Source organism: Paenibacillus sp. RS8 (genome assembly GCF_041956825.1).
Taxonomy (GTDB): domain Bacteria; phylum Bacillota; class Bacilli; order Paenibacillales; family Paenibacillaceae; genus Paenibacillus_AQ.
The window spans coordinates 2284347-2303673 of sequence record NZ_CP168131.1; the positions used below are offsets into that span (position 1 = coordinate 2284347).

At 44.9% G+C, this 19327-nt stretch carries 12 protein-coding genes, 3 rRNA genes and 2 riboswitches; of the genes, 13 read left to right on the forward strand and 2 right to left on the reverse strand.

The window, feature by feature from the left end; genetic code table 11:
• Positions 1 to 38: 38 nt before the first annotated feature.
• The 12 genes from ACDZ28_RS11625 (at position 39) to ACDZ28_RS11680 (ending at position 15502) form a co-directional block, all read left to right on the forward strand.
• Positions 39 to 2093, forward strand: coding sequence for a glycosyltransferase 87 family protein (locus tag ACDZ28_RS11625; protein ID WP_375104727.1), 2055 nt, complete (start codon positions 39 to 41; stop codon positions 2091 to 2093).
• The gene (locus ACDZ28_RS11630) at positions 2083 to 3861 is read left to right on the forward strand and encodes a phospholipid carrier-dependent glycosyltransferase (protein ID WP_052414444.1); all 1779 of its coding nucleotides are present in this window, start codon (positions 2083 to 2085) and stop codon (positions 3859 to 3861) included. The genes ACDZ28_RS11625 and ACDZ28_RS11630 overlap by 11 nt, the downstream gene beginning before the upstream one ends.
• A 98-nt stretch (positions 3862 to 3959) precedes the next feature.
• Entirely contained in the window at positions 3960 to 4940 is a 981-nt protein-coding gene (locus ACDZ28_RS11635; protein ID WP_375104728.1) for a glycosyltransferase family 2 protein, read from the forward strand.
• Positions 4930 to 5334 carry a GtrA family protein gene (locus ACDZ28_RS11640; RefSeq protein WP_042124006.1) on the forward strand — a complete coding sequence of 135 codons (405 nt, stop codon included), beginning with the start codon at positions 4930 to 4932 and terminating at the stop codon, positions 5332 to 5334. The genes ACDZ28_RS11635 and ACDZ28_RS11640 overlap by 11 nt, the downstream gene beginning before the upstream one ends.
• Positions 5335 to 5368: 34 nt before the next feature.
• A complete protein-coding gene (locus tag ACDZ28_RS11645) occupies positions 5369 to 6019 on the forward strand; it encodes a class D sortase (protein WP_375104729.1) in 651 nt (216 codons plus the stop codon).
• A gap of 124 nt (positions 6020 to 6143) precedes the next feature.
• Positions 6144 to 6224: riboswitch (cyclic di-GMP riboswitch) on the forward strand.
• Positions 6225 to 6332: 108 nt separating this feature from the next.
• Positions 6333 to 6413: riboswitch (cyclic di-GMP riboswitch) on the forward strand.
• Between the two features lie 13 nt (positions 6414 to 6426).
• Complete coding sequence (locus ACDZ28_RS11650) at positions 6427 to 7236, forward strand: transglutaminase family protein (RefSeq protein WP_081389696.1); 810 nt, start codon at positions 6427 to 6429, stop codon at positions 7234 to 7236.
• Between the two features lie 413 nt (positions 7237 to 7649).
• A 16S ribosomal RNA gene (locus tag ACDZ28_RS11655) occupies positions 7650 to 9207 on the forward strand.
• Positions 9208 to 9439: 232 nt separating this feature from the next.
• Positions 9440 to 12367, forward strand: a 23S ribosomal RNA gene (locus ACDZ28_RS11660).
• Between the two features lie 128 nt (positions 12368 to 12495).
• A 5S ribosomal RNA gene (gene rrf / locus ACDZ28_RS11665) occupies positions 12496 to 12612 on the forward strand.
• The 16S, 23S and 5S rRNA genes sit together here, the layout of an rRNA operon.
• 238 nt (positions 12613 to 12850) lie before the next feature.
• On the forward strand, positions 12851 to 13603 hold the full coding sequence (locus tag ACDZ28_RS11670) for an acyl-[acyl-carrier-protein] thioesterase (protein WP_375104730.1): 753 nt from the start codon (positions 12851 to 12853) through the stop codon (positions 13601 to 13603).
• Between the two features lie 185 nt (positions 13604 to 13788).
• Entirely contained in the window at positions 13789 to 14373 is a 585-nt protein-coding gene (locus tag ACDZ28_RS11675; RefSeq protein WP_375104731.1) for an RNA polymerase sigma factor, read from the forward strand.
• Positions 14351 to 15502 (forward strand): DUF4179 domain-containing protein, encoded by a 1152-nt coding sequence (locus ACDZ28_RS11680; protein WP_375105340.1) that lies wholly within the window; start codon positions 14351 to 14353, stop codon positions 15500 to 15502. Before ACDZ28_RS11675 ends, ACDZ28_RS11680 begins: the two co-directional genes overlap by 23 nt.
• 66 nt (positions 15503 to 15568) lie before the next feature.
• On the opposite strand, the gene ACDZ28_RS11685 is transcribed toward ACDZ28_RS11680, so the two are convergent.
• A complete protein-coding gene (locus tag ACDZ28_RS11685) occupies positions 15569 to 16495 on the reverse strand; it encodes a helix-turn-helix domain-containing protein (RefSeq protein ID WP_375104732.1) in 927 nt (308 codons plus the stop codon).
• 54 nt (positions 16496 to 16549) lie between these two features.
• Positions 16550 to 16993: a tRNA (N6-threonylcarbamoyladenosine(37)-N6)-methyltransferase TrmO gene (gene tsaA, locus ACDZ28_RS11690; RefSeq protein ID WP_375104733.1), complete on the reverse strand. Its 444-nt coding sequence runs from the start codon at positions 16991 to 16993 to the stop codon at positions 16550 to 16552.
• A gap of 127 nt (positions 16994 to 17120) precedes the next feature.
• Between tsaA and ACDZ28_RS11695 the strand changes: the two genes are divergently transcribed.
• Positions 17121 to 19256 (forward strand): DNA topoisomerase III, encoded by a 2136-nt coding sequence (locus ACDZ28_RS11695; RefSeq protein WP_042124020.1) that lies wholly within the window; start codon positions 17121 to 17123, stop codon positions 19254 to 19256.
• Positions 19257 to 19327 lie beyond the last annotated feature (71 nt).

A 19327-nucleotide genomic window follows, 5' to 3' on the forward strand; every position in this document is an offset into this window, starting at 1 on the left:
TCTGGACTAAGAATATAGGACGAGGTGAGGTTGGAACGATGATCAAGAGTACACGTACGGCCGCAATGACTGTATTGATGCTGTTATTGTTTTTGCTTCCTGTAACAAGCATTTATGCAGAGGGGAATCTATTGCAGAACCCTGGCTTTGAGGAGGGGGGAGAGGATGCTCCTTCTAACTGGACTAAGGATATGTGGATTTCAGGAGACAACTCCGGCATACTTTCCATCCAATCGGACGAGGTTCATTCCGGTAGTAAAGCAGCAGTCATTGAGAATATCGAACCCAATCATTTGAAATGGGTGCAGACGATTAAAGCAACACCGGATAGTTATTATAAAATCTCTGGATGGATCAAAGTAGTAAGTACCGCAGGCGAGGGAATGGGTGCCAATATACTTGCCGTTGGAGTAGGTGGGGGTTATCCCAGCGTAACGGATACGGCAGGAGAGTGGCAGTATCTTGAATACATAGGTCAGACAGGACCTAAGCAGAAGGAATTCGGCATAGGTGCAAGTTTGGGAGGCTACTCTAGCTTAATTCAAGGTAAGGCTTATTTTGATGATTTGTCTGTAGAGAAATTAGACGCAGCTCCCGAAGGAGCCAACGTCATTTCACTAGATAGTGCAGCTGTTAGCCAGGATGCTGGTGATAAAAAAGCAGACACCCCACATAAAGTATCTCCAACTAAGATGCTGCTGATTTCAGCGCTTTTCAGTGTGTTTTTTGCAGTGCTTTATACCAAGGTATTCCGCAGTGAGAAGCTTATGAAGCAACCTGAGAATGTCTATTCCAAATGGCTGAGCATTGCCATCGGGATTGCCTTTATACTAAGGATTTGGATCGGTCTTACTGCTCAAGGCTACCAGAATGATATGAATACCTTTATAGCTTGGGGCCAGCGTATGGTTGATTTAGGTCCAGGTAAGTTTTATGAAGAAGGGTATTTTGCGGATTATCCACCTGGTTATTTGTACATTTTGTCCCTGCTTAGTCTTATTCGCGGTGTATTTGGCTTTGCGCATGGCTCGGGCGGAGAGAATTTGCTGTTCAAACTACCGGCGATTATTTCTGATTTGGTGCTGGGTTACTTCATATATCAAATGTCTCGCAAAAAACTTGGCACGGGGATCGCTTTTGGCTTAACGCTATTATTCTTATTTAATCCGGCGGTACTTGTTAATTCAGCGGCGTGGGGACAAGCAGATTCGTTCTTTTTGATTTTCCTGTTGCTCAGTATTCATGGGGCTGCGAACAAAAAGTTTGTTCAATCCGCGATTATGTTTGCATTAGCAACTTTAATTAAACCACAAGCGTTAATCTTTACACCGGTATTGATGTTTGCTTTCTATCATCACCGCGCTTGGAAGCAGCTTGGATTTGGAGCTTTGTACGGATTAGGGATATTCGGATTGCTCGCGGCACCATTTTTCTGGAATAACGGTGGTTTAGTTGGCCTTATTAATCTGTATAAGAGTACTTTATCTTCCTATCCTTATTCTTCAGTGAATGCATTTAATTTATATGCACTGACTGACCCCATGTGGTCATCCCTTGACCTAACCTGGCTGGGCATCACTTACCGTGTATGGGGCTTCATATTTATTTTAGTGGCAGTGGCTGTAGCAGCGTTTTTCTCCTTTAAAAAGGATCGCTTAGATCTATCCAAATCCTATTTTATCGGTATGGCGCTCATTGTAGTGGTCTTTGTGCTTGGCACCAAAATGCATGAACGTTATATGTTCCCTGCTGTTATTCTCTGTATGTTCACTTATATAGCAAGTCGGGATCGCCGTTTTCTATCCTTATTCCTTGGATTCAGCTTAACGCAGTATATCAATGTAGCTTATACGTTGACCCATCTAAATGCAGGTGTAAACCCAGGTGCAGATGGAATCGTACTGGTCACGTCTATAGCTAACCTAACCTTACTTCTATACATGCTCTACATCGGTTACGATGTGTATGTTCGCGGGGGAGTGCAACCTCTTCCAGCACCACCAACTCTTGAAGAAAAATACGAAGAAGATCTTAAAATCGTCAAGCAAATAAAACCGCAACAGAGAGGAGGGAGATTGAACGATGAAGTTTAAGCGTATAGATTGGATATGTATACTTGCTATTACTGCCGTTTACGCGGCGATTGCTTTATACAATCTTGGATCTACTAAATCTCCGGAAACATTGTGGGAGCCGGCTGCTAGCGGTGAAAGCTTCTATGTAGATCTAGGGCAGAGTAAACAATTGGAACGTGTGAATATATTCGGTGGCGTAGGTACCGGTAAGTTTAAGCTTGAGTTCAGTGAAACTCCTGATGTCTGGAGCAATCCTCTAGATGTAAATGAGGACGTTGGAAATGTCTTCATCTGGAAAAGCCAACCTCTGAACGTTGCAGCAAGATACGTGAAGTTTACCGTCACCTCTCCGGGCTTCACTTTAAATGAAATGGCCTTTTATGAGCAGGGGGGAGAAAGAGTCCCTCTTCCCATTGCCGGTGTAACACCGGATGCTAATGCAGTCGCTAAAAGAGGAGAGCCTGCCAATCTTTTTGATGAGCAGTCAATCATCCCAGAATATTCAAACTTTATGAACAGCACTTATTTTGACGAGATCTACCATGCACGGACAGCTTATGAATATACACATGGGATTGTGCCTTACGAAAACACGCATCCACCACTCGGCAAACTGTTGATCGCAGTAGGGATGGAATTGTTCGGAGTCAATCCATTCGGTTGGCGTATTATTGGAACATTGTTCGGGATTGCCATGCTGCCTCTCATTTATGTGATGGCACTGCGTCTGTTTAAAAAGAGTAAATACGCAGCACTTGCGGCAGGATTGTTCGCACTGGACTTCATGCATTTCACGCAAACAAGAATCTCTACGATCGATGTATACGGAGTATTCTTCATCATGCTGATGTTTTATTTCATGCAGCGGTATTACACTATGAATTTCTTCAGGCAACCTTTAAGAAAAACTTTGATTCCGTTATTCTGGTCAGGTTTATTCTTCGGAATTGGTGTCGCCTCCAAGTGGATTGTACTGTACGGAGGAGCCGGGCTGGCGATTATGCTAGCTATCTCTCTTTTCGAGCGTTACAGAGAATACCAAGCTTCGGGGAGGTTGCTCGCGGAAGGGAAGATCAAAGACAAGGAACTGTTAGGTACCTGTCGTGAAGCTGTAAATTCGTTCTGGAAGAATACCATCATTACTTTAGCTAGTTGTGTTGCGTTCTTTGTAATCATTCCGGTCATTATTTATAGTTTATCTTTTGTTCCGGGTTTATCTGCATCAGCAGAGGGCTTTACTATTAAAGGTTTGATTGATTCTCAAAAGAATATGTACAACTACCACAGTCAGCTTGTAGCTACACATCCTTTTGCATCCTCCTGGTGGCAATGGCCATTTATGAAGAGACCTGTCTGGTTCTTCAGTGGCAGTGAAGGATTGCCGGAAGGTCAGGTCAGCAGTATAGTGACTATGGGGAATCCGCTTATCTGGTGGACGGGTATTTTTGCAATGCTAGCAACGCTGTGGATTACGCTGAAACGCAAAGATAAAAACCTGTATATGATCTGGATCGCCTTTTTCTCACAATATGTTCCGTGGATGCTTGTCCCGAGAGAAACCTTTATCTACCATTATTTTGCTATGGTACCTTTTATGATTCTTGGTATTGTATATATAATGAAGTTACTAGATAGTAAATTTCCTGAGGCTCGTTACGTTCGTTATGCTTATGTGGCTGTTGCGTTACTGCTCTTTGTCGCGTTCTACCCAGTCCTATCAGGGATGCAGGTTAGCGGTGATTACGTGAAGAACATGCTGCGTTGGTTCCCTTCTTGGGTTTTCTAAGCTCTAAAAAGAATCTATAACAATAAGTTTATGCTTACAGCGTTATTAGGAAGAATAGGAAGATGTAACGCTCCATAAAGCTTGTAGGAGGAATAAAGGTGAAAGCCAGATATAGTGTAATTGTACCCATGTTCAATGAGGAGCAAGTAATTAGCGTTACTTACGAACGTTTGAAAAAAGTAATGGACGAATGCGGCGATACTTATGAGCTAGTCTTCGTTAATGACGGAAGTCGTGATCGTTCGGCCCAGATGATTCGGGAGATCAGTGATCGAGATGAATGCGTCAAGCTAATTGACTTCTCGCGTAATTTCGGACATCAGGTAGCGATTACAGCTGGCATGGACTATGCTGAAGGTCAAGCGGTCGTTGTTATTGACGCTGACCTTCAAGATCCGCCTGAGGTCATTTTGCAAATGATCGAGAAGTGGAAAGAGGGCTATGATGTTGTGTATGCGAAGCGGCTGAAGCGCCGTGGGGAGACGATGTTCAAGAAGATAACGGCGAAGCTGTTTTATCGGCTGCTCAGCAGCATGACAAGTGTGGACATTCCTACGGATACAGGCGATTTCCGTCTTATTGATCGTAAAGTATGTGATGTCTTACGGGGGCTCAAGGAAAAAAATCGGTATGTCAGAGGTTTGGTAAGCTGGGTCGGCTTTAAGCAGACGATGGTGGAGTATGAGCGGGAAGAGCGTTATGCAGGTGAAACCAAGTATCCGCTCAAGAAAATGATTCGTTTTGCGCTAGATGGTATCACTTCCTTTTCCCATAAACCACTTAAAATTGCTACGTATGTTGGATTTTTTCTATCCTTTTCTAGCTTTCTCTATTTATTCTTCGTCTTATTTCAAAGAATCTTCTTCACATCATGGACGGTTCCAGGTTGGGCTTCCATTGTAGGCGTCAATTTGCTCTTTAATGGTATCGTTCTGATGCTGTTAGGTGTAATTGGAGAATATATCGGACGGATTTATGACGAGTCTAAGGATAGACCGCTATATATTGTAAGTGAGACTAAAGGATATCCTAACGAGGAACAAGTGGATCGCCGGAAGGACTACAATAATGTCAGATAAGAACTTACGCGCTGCATTTATACAGTTTCTTAAATTTAATGCCGTAGGTTTGGTGAATACCCTAATTGATTTCGTAATCTTCACATTACTGAACTCACTTGGAATGGTATATGCGTTGGCACAGGTGATTTCTTATAGTGCAGGGACAGCGAACAGCTTTATTTTGAATAAAAAAGTTACCTTCAAGGATCACAATCGTGGCAGTAAAGAGGGCTTTGATAAGGCTCAGTTGCTGAAGTTTATCATACTGAATCTGGTAGTGCTCGGAATATCGCTGTTGCTAATGCATCTGTTGACTGACAAACTAGGCATTCAAGTGTTGATCTCTAAGGTATTAGTAACGTTTGTGACGGTGATCATTAACTTCTTCGGAAGTCGTAAATGGGTATTCTAAAGTGCAGTAGAACCAATCCACGGAGGTGAAAATCATGCGTAAATTCTCGTATGTGCTCATACTGGCTGGGATCCTTATCATGCTCTATCCAAAAGCTAACGAATGGTATAACGACTGGCAGCAGGAGAAGCTATTAGAAACGGCTGAACTGAGCACCATCGAAAGCACTCCACCACCTGATCTGAAGAGTAGATATGCCGAGGTCACTCAGCTACTAGCAGAGGAATCCGTTCTAGATGCACAGGCACAGCCTCAAGAAACAGAAAAGCCAGAACCGGAGATTGAAGTGGGCGGCAAAGTTATCGCATTAATAGAGATTGATAAGATTGATCTGAAGCTGCCAGTATTAGAAGGAGCAACAAAAGCAAATATGAAGCATGCTGCGGCGCATATGAAAGAAACGGCCCCGCTTGGAGAAATCGGGAACGCCGCAATAGCTGCTCATAGAGCTAGAACTACGGGCAGATTGTTTAACAGATTGAATGAAGTTGTGGTTGGGGATGTAATCACGGTAAAAACGAGCGATCAGGTATATAATTACGAGGTTTATGATATTTCTGTTGTACTTCCCAGTGATGTGTCTGTTCTTGACGGGAATAACAAGGATAAGATTCTTACTCTAATTACGTGTGACCCACTAGTAGATCCTACACATCGTTTGATTGTTCATGCTAAGCTTACCTAATAGTTGATGAGAAATGACAAGAGAACTGAAATACAGAGAGATAACTATAAAATAATAGTAAAACTAGCAATTTTGTTCTTGTTTACGAGGATAAATATGGTAGTATAAGACTATAAAAGCTAAACACGATAAACGGCAAACCTATCGAAAGGTAGGGACGCAAAGCTAAAGGGCCTTCCCGTAAGGATGGCAGCCAGTTACCGAATGAAGAGGCTTTTTTTGTTTTTATAAAATATATAAGAACCTAAGATTCATATTTCTACTTGGACTGATTCTGTTAATTTGTCTAGCGAAATTAGAACAGATAGAGCTTATACGATAACGGCAAACCTATCGAAAGGTAGGGACGCAAAGCTAAAGGGCCTTCCCGAAAGGATGGCAGCCAGCTACCGAAAGGAGTTTTATCCGTGAAAAAGGTTTATTTTATGATGGTGGCGCTGTTCGTGCTGATTACTTCGGTTCCAGTAAGCACAGCTCAAGCTGCAAGTGCAGATTCAAACTGGTTGAATACATCCAAATTGGCTCAGGGTGTAATCGGTATTAACTACGATATTCCAAAAGATAAAAGAGTTAAGCTGATGATCACAAAAGATAACAGTAGCTATACATACAATTTATATGCTTCTGGACAAGCTGAAGACTTCCCTTTGCAACAAGGGAATGGGACTTATAAAGTTTCTGTTCTTGAGAATACAACGGGTAATAAATATAAGGCTCTCTATTCTGAAGTAGTAGATTTAACTATGAACGACTCAAATTCCGTATATTTGGGCTCTGTACAGAATGTGAAATGGAGTTCTTCTGATAAAGCAATCGTTAAGGCTAAAGAGCTTACAAAAGGTAAAACAACAGATGAAGAGAAAGTTAAAGCAATCTATAACTATGTAGTTGCTAATGTGCAATATGATTATTCTCTTGCTAATAATGTAACAACAGATTACATTCCGAACATTAACAACACTTTGAATACTAAAAAGGGAATCTGCTATGACTATGCTTCTCTTTTTGCCGCAATGCTGCGTAGTGTAGATGTGCCTGCTAAATTGGTGATGGGGAATACTAGCTACGTTACGCAATACCATGCATGGAATGAAGTATTAATGGATGGGAAATGGGTTACTATTGATACCACGGTAGATGCATCGGCAGCGAAGAGTAAGAAGAATACGGATTTTATTAAGGCTTCAAGTAAGTATACTGCAGCAAAATACTATTAATTTGAAACGCTAGAATCATAACTCTATTAAATAAACAACTAGCTTAATTATTAAGCTAGTTGTTAATTTTTCTATTAGGGGTTGCTTTTCTATGAGTAGATAGGTTATTATAGTTAAGCGTTGTTAGACAGCGTACAGGCAATGTTTGAGAGAGTTATATAAACGGCTTTCGAAAAATAAAGCTTGCATTACTGAGAATAACGTGATATATTATAAGAGTTGCTGCTGAGACATTAAACGGCGCCAACGAGAACTTGATCTTTGAAAACTGAACAACGAGTGAGTAGGAAATCACGAAAGTGAAATCCAAAACTGATGAGTTTCACAGCGTATTTTACGCTTTTGAAATTTCATCGTGAGAATTAATTTTCTCGTCAGATGTTTCAAAATGAGCATATCGCTCTTTTCAATACTAATTGGAGAGTTTGATCCTGGCTCAGGACGAACGCTGGCGGCGTGCCTAATACATGCAAGTCGAGCGGAGTTATTTTGAAAGCTTGCTTTCAAAATAACTTAGCGGCGGACGGGTGAGTAACACGTAGGCAACCTGCCCCTTAGACTGGGATAACTACCGGAAACGGTAGCTAATACCGGATAATTTCTTTTTTCTCCTGAAGGAAGAATGAAAGACGGAGCAATCTGTCACTGAGGGATGGGCCTGCGGCGCATTAGCTAGTTGGTGGGGTAACGGCCCACCAAGGCGACGATGCGTAGCCGACCTGAGAGGGTGAACGGCCACACTGGGACTGAGACACGGCCCAGACTCCTACGGGAGGCAGCAGTAGGGAATCTTCCGCAATGGACGAAAGTCTGACGGAGCAACGCCGCGTGAGTGATGAAGGTTTTCGGATCGTAAAGCTCTGTTGCCAGGGAAGAACGTCCGGTAGAGTAACTGCTACCGGAGTGACGGTACCTGAGAAGAAAGCCCCGGCTAACTACGTGCCAGCAGCCGCGGTAATACGTAGGGGGCAAGCGTTGTCCGGAATTATTGGGCGTAAAGCGCGCGCAGGCGGTCATTTAAGTCTGGTGTTTAAACCTTGGGCTCAACCTAAGGTCGCACTGGAAACTGGGTGACTTGAGTACAGAAGAGGAAAGTGGAATTCCACGTGTAGCGGTGAAATGCGTAGATATGTGGAGGAACACCAGTGGCGAAGGCGACTTTCTGGGCTGTAACTGACGCTGAGGCGCGAAAGCGTGGGGAGCAAACAGGATTAGATACCCTGGTAGTCCACGCCGTAAACGATGAGTGCTAGGTGTTAGGGGTTTCGATACCCTTGGTGCCGAAGTTAACACAGTAAGCACTCCGCCTGGGGAGTACGGTCGCAAGACTGAAACTCAAAGGAATTGACGGGGACCCGCACAAGCAGTGGAGTATGTGGTTTAATTCGAAGCAACGCGAAGAACCTTACCAGGTCTTGACATCCCTCTGAATCTGCTAGAGATAGCAGCGGCCTTCGGGACAGAGGAGACAGGTGGTGCATGGTTGTCGTCAGCTCGTGTCGTGAGATGTTGGGTTAAGTCCCGCAACGAGCGCAACCCTTAACTTTAGTTGCCAGCAAGTAATGTTGGGCACTCTAGAGTGACTGCCGGTGACAAACCGGAGGAAGGTGGGGATGACGTCAAATCATCATGCCCCTTATGACCTGGGCTACACACGTACTACAATGGCCGGTACAACGGGAAGCGAAGCCGCGAGGTGGAGCCAATCCCATCAAAGCCGGTCTCAGTTCGGATTGCAGGCTGCAACTCGCCTACATGAAGTCGGAATTGCTAGTAATCGCGGATCAGCATGCCGCGGTGAATACGTTCCCGGGTCTTGTACACACCGCCCGTCACACCACGAGAGTTTACAACACCCGAAGTCGGTGGGGTAACCCGCAAGGGAGCCAGCCGCCGAAGGTGGGGTAGATGATTGGGGTGAAGTCGTAACAAGGTAGCCGTATCGGAAGGTGCGGCTGGATCACCTCCTTTCTATGGAGAATCGTCTTCTGCAATGAAGACATTCAAATCGGAAGTTAAACTTCCACAATCTCAGGTTTAGGCCTGTTACTCACTCGTTGCTCAGTTTTGAGAGTTTAAGCTCTCAGTAAGACTTGATCCTTGAAAACTGGATACCGAAACGAATTTGCGTTTTAGAACATCTTTTAGCAACTTGTGTAAACAAGTGAATGTTATTAGTGAGATTTTTCTTAGGAAAAATCAAGGTTAAGCTAATAAGAGCACACGGAGGATGCCTAGGCGCCAGGAGCCGACGAAGGACGTGGCGAACAACGAAACTGCCTCGGGGAGCTGTAAGCAAGCTTTGATCCGGGGGTGTCCGAATGGGGAAACCCAGCTGTGGTAATTCGCAGTTACTCATACCTGAATACATAGGGTGTGTAGAGGCAGACCAGGGGAACTGAAACATCTAAGTACCCTGAGGAAGAGAAAACAATAGTGATTCCGTCAGTAGCGGCGAGCGAACGCGGAACAGCCTAAACCTAAGAGCTTGCTCTTAGGGGTTGTGGGACGTCTCACATGGAGTTACAAAGGAATATGGTAGGTGAAGAGGTCTGGAAAGGCCCGCGATAGAGGTAAAAGCCCTGTAACCTAAACTGTGTTCTCTCCGAGACGGATCCCGAGTAGTGCGGGGCACGTGAAACCCCGTATGAATCCAGCAGGACCATCTGCTAAGGCTAAATACTACCTGGCGACCGATAGTGAAACAGTACCGTGAGGGAAAGGTGAAAAGCACCCCGGAAGGGGAGTGAAATAGAACCTGAAACCGTGTGCTTACAAAAAGTCAGAGCCCTATTCATGGGTGATGGCGTGCCTTTTGTAGAATGAACCGGCGAGTTACGTTTAACATGCAAGGTTAAGTCGAGAAGACGGAGCCGCAGCGAAAGCGAGTCTGAATAGGGCGATTGAGTATGTGGACGTAGACCCGAAACCGTGTGATCTACCCCTGTCCAGGGTGAAGGTGCGGTAACACGCACTGGAGGCCCGAACCCACGCACGTTGAAAAGTGCGGGGATGAGGTGGGGGTAGCGGAGAAATTCCAATCGAACTCGGAGATAGCTGGTTCTCCCCGAAATAGCTTTAGGGCTAGCCTCGGTATAAGAGTAGTGGAGGTAGAGCACTGATTGGGTGCGGGGTCCGCAAGGATTACCAAGCTCAGTCAAACTCCGAATGCCATATACTTATTGCCGGGAGTCAGACAGTGAGTGCTAAGATCCATTGTCAAAAGGGAAACAGCCCAGACCATCAGCTAAGGTCCCCAAGTGTGTGTTAAGTGGGAAAGGATGTGGAGTTGCACAGACAACCAGGATGTTGGCTTAGAAGCAGCCACCATTGAAAGAGTGCGTAATAGCTCACTGGTCGAGTGACTCTGCGCCGAAAATGTAACGGGGCTAAACACACCACCGAAGCTATGGCTAGATACTATGTATCTGGGGTAGGGGAGCGTTGTATGTGGGTTGAAGGTGTACCGTAAGGAGCGCTGGACAGCATACAAGTGAGAATGCCGGTATGAGTAACGAAAAGATCAGTGAGAATCTGATCCGCCGAAAGCCCAAGGTTTCCTGAGGAAGGCTCGTCCGCTCAGGGTAAGTCGGGACCTAAGGCGAGGCCGAAAGGCGTAGTCGAAGGACAACAGTTTGAAATTACTGTACCACCGTAATCCGCTATGAGCGATGGGGTGACGCAGGAGGGTAGTGACGCGGACTGATGGATATGTCCGTCTAAGCAGTGAGGCTGATGTGTAGGCAAATCCGCACATCATTAAGGCTGGGCTGTGATGGGGAGCGAAAATTGTAGTAGCGAAGGTCATGATCTCACACTGCCAAGAAAAGCCTCTAGCCAGGAGAAGGTGCCCGTACCGCAAACCGACACAGGTAGGCGAGAAGAGAATTCTAAGGCGCGCGGAAGAACTCTCGTTAAGGAACTCGGCAAAATGACCCCGTAACTTCGGGAGAAGGGGTGCCCCGGTAGTGTGAATAGCACGAGGGGGCCGCAGTGAAAAGGCCCAAGCGACTGTTTAGCAAAAACACAGGTCTGTGCGAAGCCGCAAGGCGAAGTATACGGGCTGACGCCTGCCCGGTGCTGGAAGGTTAAGGGGAGTGGTTAGGGGTAACCCGAAGCTATGAACCGAAGCCCCAGTAAACGGCGGCCGTAACTATAACGGTCCTAAGGTAGCGAAATTCCTTGTCAGGTAAATTCTGACCCGCACGAATGGCGTAACGACTTGGGCGCTGTCTCAACGAGAGATCCGGTGAAATTTTAATACCTGTGAAGATGCAGGTTACCCGCGACAAGACGGAAAGACCCCATGGAGCTTTACTGCAGCTTGATATTGAATTTGGGTACGATCTGTACAGGATAGGTGGGAGCCGTAGAAATCGGAGCGCAAGCTTCGGTGGAGGCGCCGTTGGGATACCACCCTGATCGTATCTAGGTTCTAACCTAGTGCCCTAATCGGGTACGGGGACCGTGTCAGGCGGGCAGTTTGACTGGGGCGGTCGCCTCCTAAAGAGTAACGGAGGCGTTCCAAGGTTCCCTCAGAATGGTTGGAAATCATTCGAAGAGTGCAAAGGCATAAGGGAGCTTGACTGCGAGACCTACAAGTCGAGCAGGGACGAAAGTCGGACTTAGTGATCCGGTGGTACCGCATGGAAGGGCCATCGCTCAACGGATAAAAGCTACCCTGGGGATAACAGGCTTATCTCCCCCAAGAGTCCACATCGACGGGGAGGTTTGGCACCTCGATGTCGGCTCATCGCATCCTGGGGCTGAAGTAGGTCCCAAGGGTTGGGCTGTTCGCCCATTAAAGCGGTACGCGAGCTGGGTTCAGAACGTCGTGAGACAGTTCGGTCCCTATCTGTCGTGGGCGCAGGAAATTTGAGAGGAGCTGTCCTTAGTACGAGAGGACCGGGATGGACGTACCGCTGGTGCACCAGTTGTTTCGCCAGAAGCATGGCTGGGTAGCTACGTACGGACGGGATAAGCGCTGAAAGCATCTAAGCGTGAAGCCCCCCTCAAGATGAGATTTCCCAATTAGTAAGACCCCTTGAAGACGACGAGGTAGATAGGTTGGAGGTGGAAGTGCAGTAATGCATGGAGCTGACCAATACTAATCGGTCGAGGGCTTATCCTATACTTAAAACGCAAATTCAATTCGGATTCAGTTTTCAGGCATCAAGCCTGTAACACGCTTAGAAATTTATTCTCACTTCTGGTGATGAAGCAAATTTCACGCGGCAGCGTCTGTTTCACAGACGCATGTTTGGTGGCGATAGCGGAGGGGTTCCACGCGTACCCATCCCGAACACGACCGTTAAGCCCTCCAGCGCCGATGGTACTTGGACCGAAGGGTCCTGGGAGAGTAGGACGTTGCCAAGCACACGAAGCCATTGTTGATTTATCAACAATGGCTTTTTTGTTCCCTTTATCGCTTAATTTAAATAATGTGGATAAGTCATGGGTAAATAACGAAAAAATAAAAGTTACTAACATGTGGATGAAATAATAAAATATATTCAAAAATGAAAGTAGTCCCCAATTTATGTGGATAGAGCAGTGGTATATGTGGATACTTCAAGTAAATGCAAGGATATTTTGCATGGTAGGAGGATAAACAATGGACAACAGTAGCAATCTTGTGTGGATAGAAGATTTTTCTGTACATGCGAGCGACACGGATTATCGTTCGCAGGGTAAGTTATCCTTTATTCTGGATATCATGCAATGTGCGGCAGACTTCGCGGTGGGTAATTTGGGGATAAGTGTGGAAGAAATTCTGAATGCAGGAATGGGCTGGATGATGATTACGTTAGATCTTGATTTTAAGCGTATTCCTCGCCCAAATGATGTGCTTAGCGTACATACCTGGAGTAAAGGCACTAAAGGGGCTTTATGGCAACGGGATTATCGTATTTTCGATGCAGATCATATAGAGATTGCCAGAGCGCGTTCTATATGGGCTTTAGTAGATATTGAGAAGAGAAAGATACTCAGACCGAACGCTCTTCCAGTTCAGGTTAAGCACTATAATGGCGATTCAGTAGGCGATATGCCTGTTAAGGTAACGATCCCTACTGATATTACTATGGAAGAAGCTTATCGGTATCAGGTAAGATATAGTGGGCTGGATAGCAACGGACATCTGAATAATGCCCGATACGGAGATTTATGTTGTGATGCACTCAGTTTAGCGGAATGGGATAATGCAGAGTTCACACGCTTCCGGATTACTTATCTACAAGAAGCAAAGTTTGGGGATGAACTGACTATTTTACGTTCGGCAGTAACCGATGATGGTATATATGTACGTGGTCAGAATAGTGATACTATATTTTTTGAAGCTTGTTTAGATTTAAAAGATATTAAGTAAGTAAATAGTAAATCTGGAATATTATTATAAAAAAGCGATTTCTCCGAGCATCAATCGGGGCAATCGCTTTTTTATTTGTCTTTGGTTGATGCTTTTAACATATCTGGAATATTTTTTAGAGCCTGTCACAATTAAAGGGATCACATTCGTTATATAGTTGTAGTCAATAACAAGGAGGTGATTCTTTGGAACGTCGCAGCCCCGGGGTCCAAGTGAATCAAACAATAATTGAAGAGGCTATTGATCAGGTTCTTACGGGTAACCGCGAAGCCTATAGAACTATAATACAAGCCTATGAAAGAAAGATTCATACTTATTGCTATTATATTTTGAGAAGTCATGAAGAAGCAGAGGATGCTGTGCAAGATATATTTGTAAAAGTGTATCAGGAACTCAGACGTTATGAGAAACGAGTCTCTTTTAATGCATGGCTGTATAAAGTGGCTTATCATCATTGCTTGGATCAGGTTCGCAAACGCAAGAGATGGAACAGACTGATTAAGCTTTATACAGCACTGCAAACCAAGACTTATTATGAACTTAACGATGAATCTCCGGTAGAGCAGCTATTTAGCAATCTCTCAACAGAAGAAAGTAACATGCTAATCCTTAAAGTGGTAGAGCAATATAGCTTTGAAGAAATGGGCCAGATCATGGGTTGTAGCCCGTCAATGCTGCGTAAGAGGTATGAACGGTTACGAAAGAAGCTTGTTTCAGAAAAAATCTACGAGGGAGGGATACAACTTGATGAAGTGGCAAAATCGAACTGATGAGCAGAGGTTGCAGCAGATTGCTGAGACTGTCCGAAGTCATGAAATGCCGATAACAAGCTATAGTGAACAAATAATGAATCGAATTGAGAAGATGGAAGTTCAGGGAAATCAACAAAAGAACACAAACGGCAAGTTGTTTAAGAAAACGTTGATTGCGGCCTGCACAGCTGCGGTAGTTGGAACGTTGATTATTGGAACTGGTTTAGTATCTCCCGCCTGGGCAGACAAGCTGAGCCAGATGCCTATTCTAGGAAGTATTTTTAGTAATTTAGATGATTCGGGACTAAAGAATGCTGCTGAAAAAGGACTTACAACTAATCCAGACGCTAGTATTACTCATGATGGAGTAACCCTAAAAATTAGTGATGTAATGTATGATGGAACACGTTTGGTTTTGGGGTTCGAAAGAGAAGGTATTCATAATGATCTCGTAATGGCTGAGATAACGAACTTTTGGAATAATGATTTTGATCAATCTGTAAAAGGGTTGCTTGGCATGCCTGTAGTCAAACTCCCTAGTGGGAAAGAAGTGATATTTGGTTCTTCAAGAACAGGTGATATCTACGGGCAACCGAACACACTTTTACTAGAGCTAAATGAGGTTCAAAACACCGAGGAATTTGGGGATGAATTTGAGGTAAGTGTAAGTGTACCCGTAGCTCAAATCGAAGAGCCATTTGTATTTCAAGTACCCGTGAAAAAAGTAACTGAGGAGGCTATAAGGCTTACTCCAGATCAAACGAAGAGCAGAGGTACGTTTAGTTATACAGTTAAGAATCTAGATATTACACCAGCGACGACTAGAATAGTTATTAATAGTACGGGCGAAGTTCCTGTATCGCCAGAACAAACAGGGGAGTATAGTCCAACGGAAGTGTTCTATCAGATCGAAGATGATCAAGGGAACATCATTGAGCCGTACAATCGGGGATACGATTTGTATCCGGCTATACCACATCTTATAGTAGATAAAATATATGCCGCTTTCTCAGAAATACCGAAATACGTAACCATCAAGCCGTATACCTGTACGTTTGATAAGGATTTGAACCTTTTGAAAGATGCTGATGGACAAAGAATAAAAACTTTCTATGAAGAGCTTGAGCTAACAATTCAGATTCAATAAGGACTAGTAACTGTTAATCCAATAAACTAAGCAAAGTCCGTGTCTGCCTATCAGATGCGGACTTTTTTATATAAATTCTAATGGAATGTAGATTTCGCTCACAGATTTTTCATTATCCGGGCCAATGTACCCTTCTCCATAAAATTCTAATTCAAAAGGAATGGATATTCTGTATTCTGTTTTTGGGAGCCAGATTCCGTAAATATATTTATAAGTAGAAGGGATATCACAAGAACGGCCTCTGTGGATGAATTTCAAATATCGGGCGGGTGGTAATACATGAATGGGTAGTGCCCGATTTCTGTCTGTATAAATTTCCGATTTAGATGAAGTATCCGAATGGCTTATGTGATTCTGTGCTATGGAAGGTGAAGACTTTAGCTCGCAGGCACACATAATCGAAAATCCGTTATCCTCATAATCGTTTGGCCAGAAGCCAAGCTGATAATATTTTTCGGGAAGTATGCGCTTATGTATGGTAGTTACCTTGCTAAAAAGCAGCGACCAAGTATTAGAGATGACGGAGTAATTATCGTTTATCTTTACTAACGGTCCCTGAAGAATGATTTCTCCCAAATCAACGAGTTGGGGGGAGATAATATTATCCATAGGTGCTTGATGTAGATCATGTTCGTAGAGTCTAGGTAGTAAAGGGAGCTGTGATTTAGTACGCCTTTTACGGACGAGGGTAGGAGTCGTATGCAACATTCTTTTGAAAGCGCGGGTAAAGGTCTCATAATTATTGAAGTCATAATCTAGCGAGATGTCCTGAAGAGAGCGCTCTGGCATTCTTAGAATATCCAATGCTGCTTCAGTGATTCTGCGTCTAGATATATAATCTCCTGGTGCTATTCCAGTGACCGCTTGAAATAGACGGGTGAAATGATAAAGGGAGTAACCCATTTCTTTGGAGAGGACAGCTACAGGAAGAAGCGTTGTTAAACGATCCTCGATGAGATCTAATGCTTGGATTATTAATTGACGATTGTTCAAGAGATGTCCTCCCATAACTTTTTATAGAGGTGGTGTTCAAAACTACCACTTCAATTAATCAGCCATCCAGTCCCCCCAATTAGCAGCCCAACCGGGTACGGTCACTTCCATTACGCGATCGGCACTAGGAAAATAGGCTTTGATGTCGAGAATTGGTGTATCGGGATAGGCATCAAGCCCAGCCACCTTTACGATGCCAGAAGCTTCATTGACAGACAGGATTGCTGCTACACTAAGCCCAATTGGATTAGGTCGAATAGGGGAACGGGAAGCGAATACTCCAGTTAATGTTTCGTCATAAGGTGGTTGAATCTGTGTAGTCTGGCGGAATTGATCATCTGCAAACTCGTGCAGCCACCAAAGCACTTGGCAATGACTAAATTGAGATAAACCTTTAAGCGCCGGGCTAAATTCCGGTTTGATTTCCAGTCGCAAATTACGTGGCGTACCTGTAACCCAACCTATAGGTACTATATTATAGCTTTCTTGTTCATTCATTGACTATGACTCCTTTCGGGTATCAGATATTATTTAGTGTATAACGGAGTGACCCGGTAAAGCCTGACGATATTTGCTATCATTCATTTAATGCTATAATGAAATTTGATGTGGAAAGGGGAGCATTATGAAGACATTAGTTTTGGCGGAGAAGCCGTCTGTTGCACGCGAGATTGCACGAGTTATGGGATGTAATAATAAACAGAAGAGTTATATTGAAGGTCCAAAATATGTGGTTACCTGGGCGCTGGGACATTTGGTCGGCCTGGCAGAGCCTGAGGATTATAATAAAAAGTTTGCAACCTGGGCATTGGAGGATTTACCGATTTTACCGGAGAAGACCAAGTTGAAGGTGCTTCGGGAGACGAATCAGCAATACAAGGCTGTTCAGCATCTAATGAAAAGACAGGATATTGAGGAGCTTGTGGTGGCTACAGACGCTGCCCGTGAAGGTGAGCTGCTGGCTCGCTGGATTATGACTATGGCAGGGTGGAAAAAGCCATTCCGGCGGCTATGGATATCCTCGCAGACCGATAAGGCGATTAAAGAGGGATTCGCTAAGCTCCGCCCAGGTCGGGAATTTGATCGTCTATACGAATCAGCTCGTTGCCGCGCAGAGGCGGACTGGATGATTGGTCTTAATGTCACGAGAGCTTTGACTTGCAAGTTCGGTTCACCGCTCTCGGCAGGACGGGTGCAAACACCGACATTAGGGATGATTATGGATCGTGAAAAGGAAATAACGGGTTTCCGTTCCGTTGATTTTGAGACGTTAACTGCAGATTTCGGGGATTTCCAAGCAGCTTGGCGCGCTAGTAACGGAGATGGGCGGATATTCGAAAAGGAAAAGACAGCAAGTCTGAAGGATAAGCTTACTGGACGTAGCGGTCGTATTATTAAGGTGCAGAAGAGTGAAAAGAGCGAGCCCCATCCTCTCGCTTATGATCTGACTGAATTGCAGCGTGATGCGAACCGGAAGTTCGGCTTCTCCGCGAAGCAGACTTCCAGTGTGCTCCAGCGTTTATATGAGCAGCACAAGCTAGTCACTTACCCACGTACGGACAGTCGTTACTTAACTGCAGATATGACGGGCACACTTAAGGAAAGACTGGAGAGTGTGGCTGTCGGACCATATGCGGCGCTGGCACGCCCACTGCTGCGCAAACCGCTGCCGATTACGAAGCGAATTGTGGATGATAGTAAAGTAAGTGATCACCATGCCATTATTCCGACAGAGCAGACTGTATTATTAAATGGACTGAGTACTGAGGAACGTAAGCTGTATGATCTGATTGTGCGGCGTTTTATCAGCTTGTTCTATCCCCCAGCGCGCTATGATGCGGTAGCTGTTACCGTCAATGTGGAAGGCGAGAGCTTTCATGTCAAAGGAACGACGGTAAAAGATGCCGGCTGGCGTGAAGTGTACGGTGGAGATATGAGTAATGATGATGACGAGGAATCATCGGACGAGCCAGCAGCTGGCAGTGTAAAGCTGCCTGAGCTTCGCGAAGGGGCAACTGTCACGATTAGCCGTTGTGTAGTGCGTCCTGGACGGACACAGCCACCGAAGCGTTACAATGAAGCTTCACTTTTGACGCAAATGGAGAAGCACGGACTGGGAACCCCGGCGACGCGCGCGGATATTATCGAGAAGCTGGTGAGCTCCGATACCATTGAACGTCAGGGCAATCTTCTGCATCCGACCGGAAAAGGCAAGCAGCTTATCGAACTGGTATCCACCCAGCTACGGACTCCGGATCTAACTGCGCGCTGGGAAGCTGAGCTGGAGAAAATTGCGCGTGGTCAAGGTAAACCGGAGCTCTTTTTGCAAGGTATACGCAGTATGGCACAAGAATTAGTGACTGGTGTAAAAACAAGCGGAGCAGAATACAAACCGCATAATGTCTCAAACAGTAATTGTCCGGAATGCGGTACAAGACTACTCGAGAAAAAGAGCAAACGGGGGAAGTTGCTTGTGTGTCCTGCGGATAACTGTGGTTATACCCGGGCCGGAGAGAAAAGATTATCGAATCGCCGCTGTCCGCAGTGCCATAAGAAAATGGAGCTTAAAGAGGGTAAAGCAGGTATGTTCGTTCAATGTCTGGGCTGTGGAATCACAGAAACTTTGGATAAGGACCACAAGCATGTGAATAAACGCGAACAGCAAAAGCTGGTACAGCAATACAGTAAGCAAGAAAGCATTGGCTCTAACCTTGGGGAACTGCTGAAAGCAGCGCTTGAAGGGCAAAAGAAGGATAAGTAGAGAGCTAGGTAAACCTGTTGTTGCTACTAACTTTTGTTCAGGGAAATTGGATAGTAATAATGAAGACTGCT

Bases quoted from the DNA above. Each gene is read 5' to 3' on its own strand.
- ACDZ28_RS11640 (WP_042124006.1), top strand. From the start codon at position 4,930: ATGTCAGATAAGAACTTACGCGCTGCATTTATACAGTTTCTTAAATTT.
- ACDZ28_RS11625 (WP_375104727.1), top strand. From the start codon at position 39: ATGATCAAGAGTACACGTACGGCCGCAATGACTGTATTGATGCTGTTA.
- ACDZ28_RS11670 (WP_375104730.1), top strand. From the start codon at position 12,851: ATGGACAACAGTAGCAATCTTGTGTGGATAGAAGATTTTTCTGTACAT.
- tsaA (WP_375104733.1), bottom strand. From the start codon at position 16,993: ATGAATGAACAAGAAAGCTATAATATAGTACCTATAGGTTGGGTTACA.
- ACDZ28_RS11630 (WP_052414444.1), top strand. From the start codon at position 2,083: ATGAAGTTTAAGCGTATAGATTGGATATGTATACTTGCTATTACTGCC.
- ACDZ28_RS11680 (WP_375105340.1), top strand. From the start codon at position 14,351: ATGAAGTGGCAAAATCGAACTGATGAGCAGAGGTTGCAGCAGATTGCT.
- ACDZ28_RS11645 (WP_375104729.1), top strand. From the start codon at position 5,369: ATGCGTAAATTCTCGTATGTGCTCATACTGGCTGGGATCCTTATCATG.
- ACDZ28_RS11695 (WP_042124020.1), top strand. From the start codon at position 17,121: ATGAAGACATTAGTTTTGGCGGAGAAGCCGTCTGTTGCACGCGAGATT.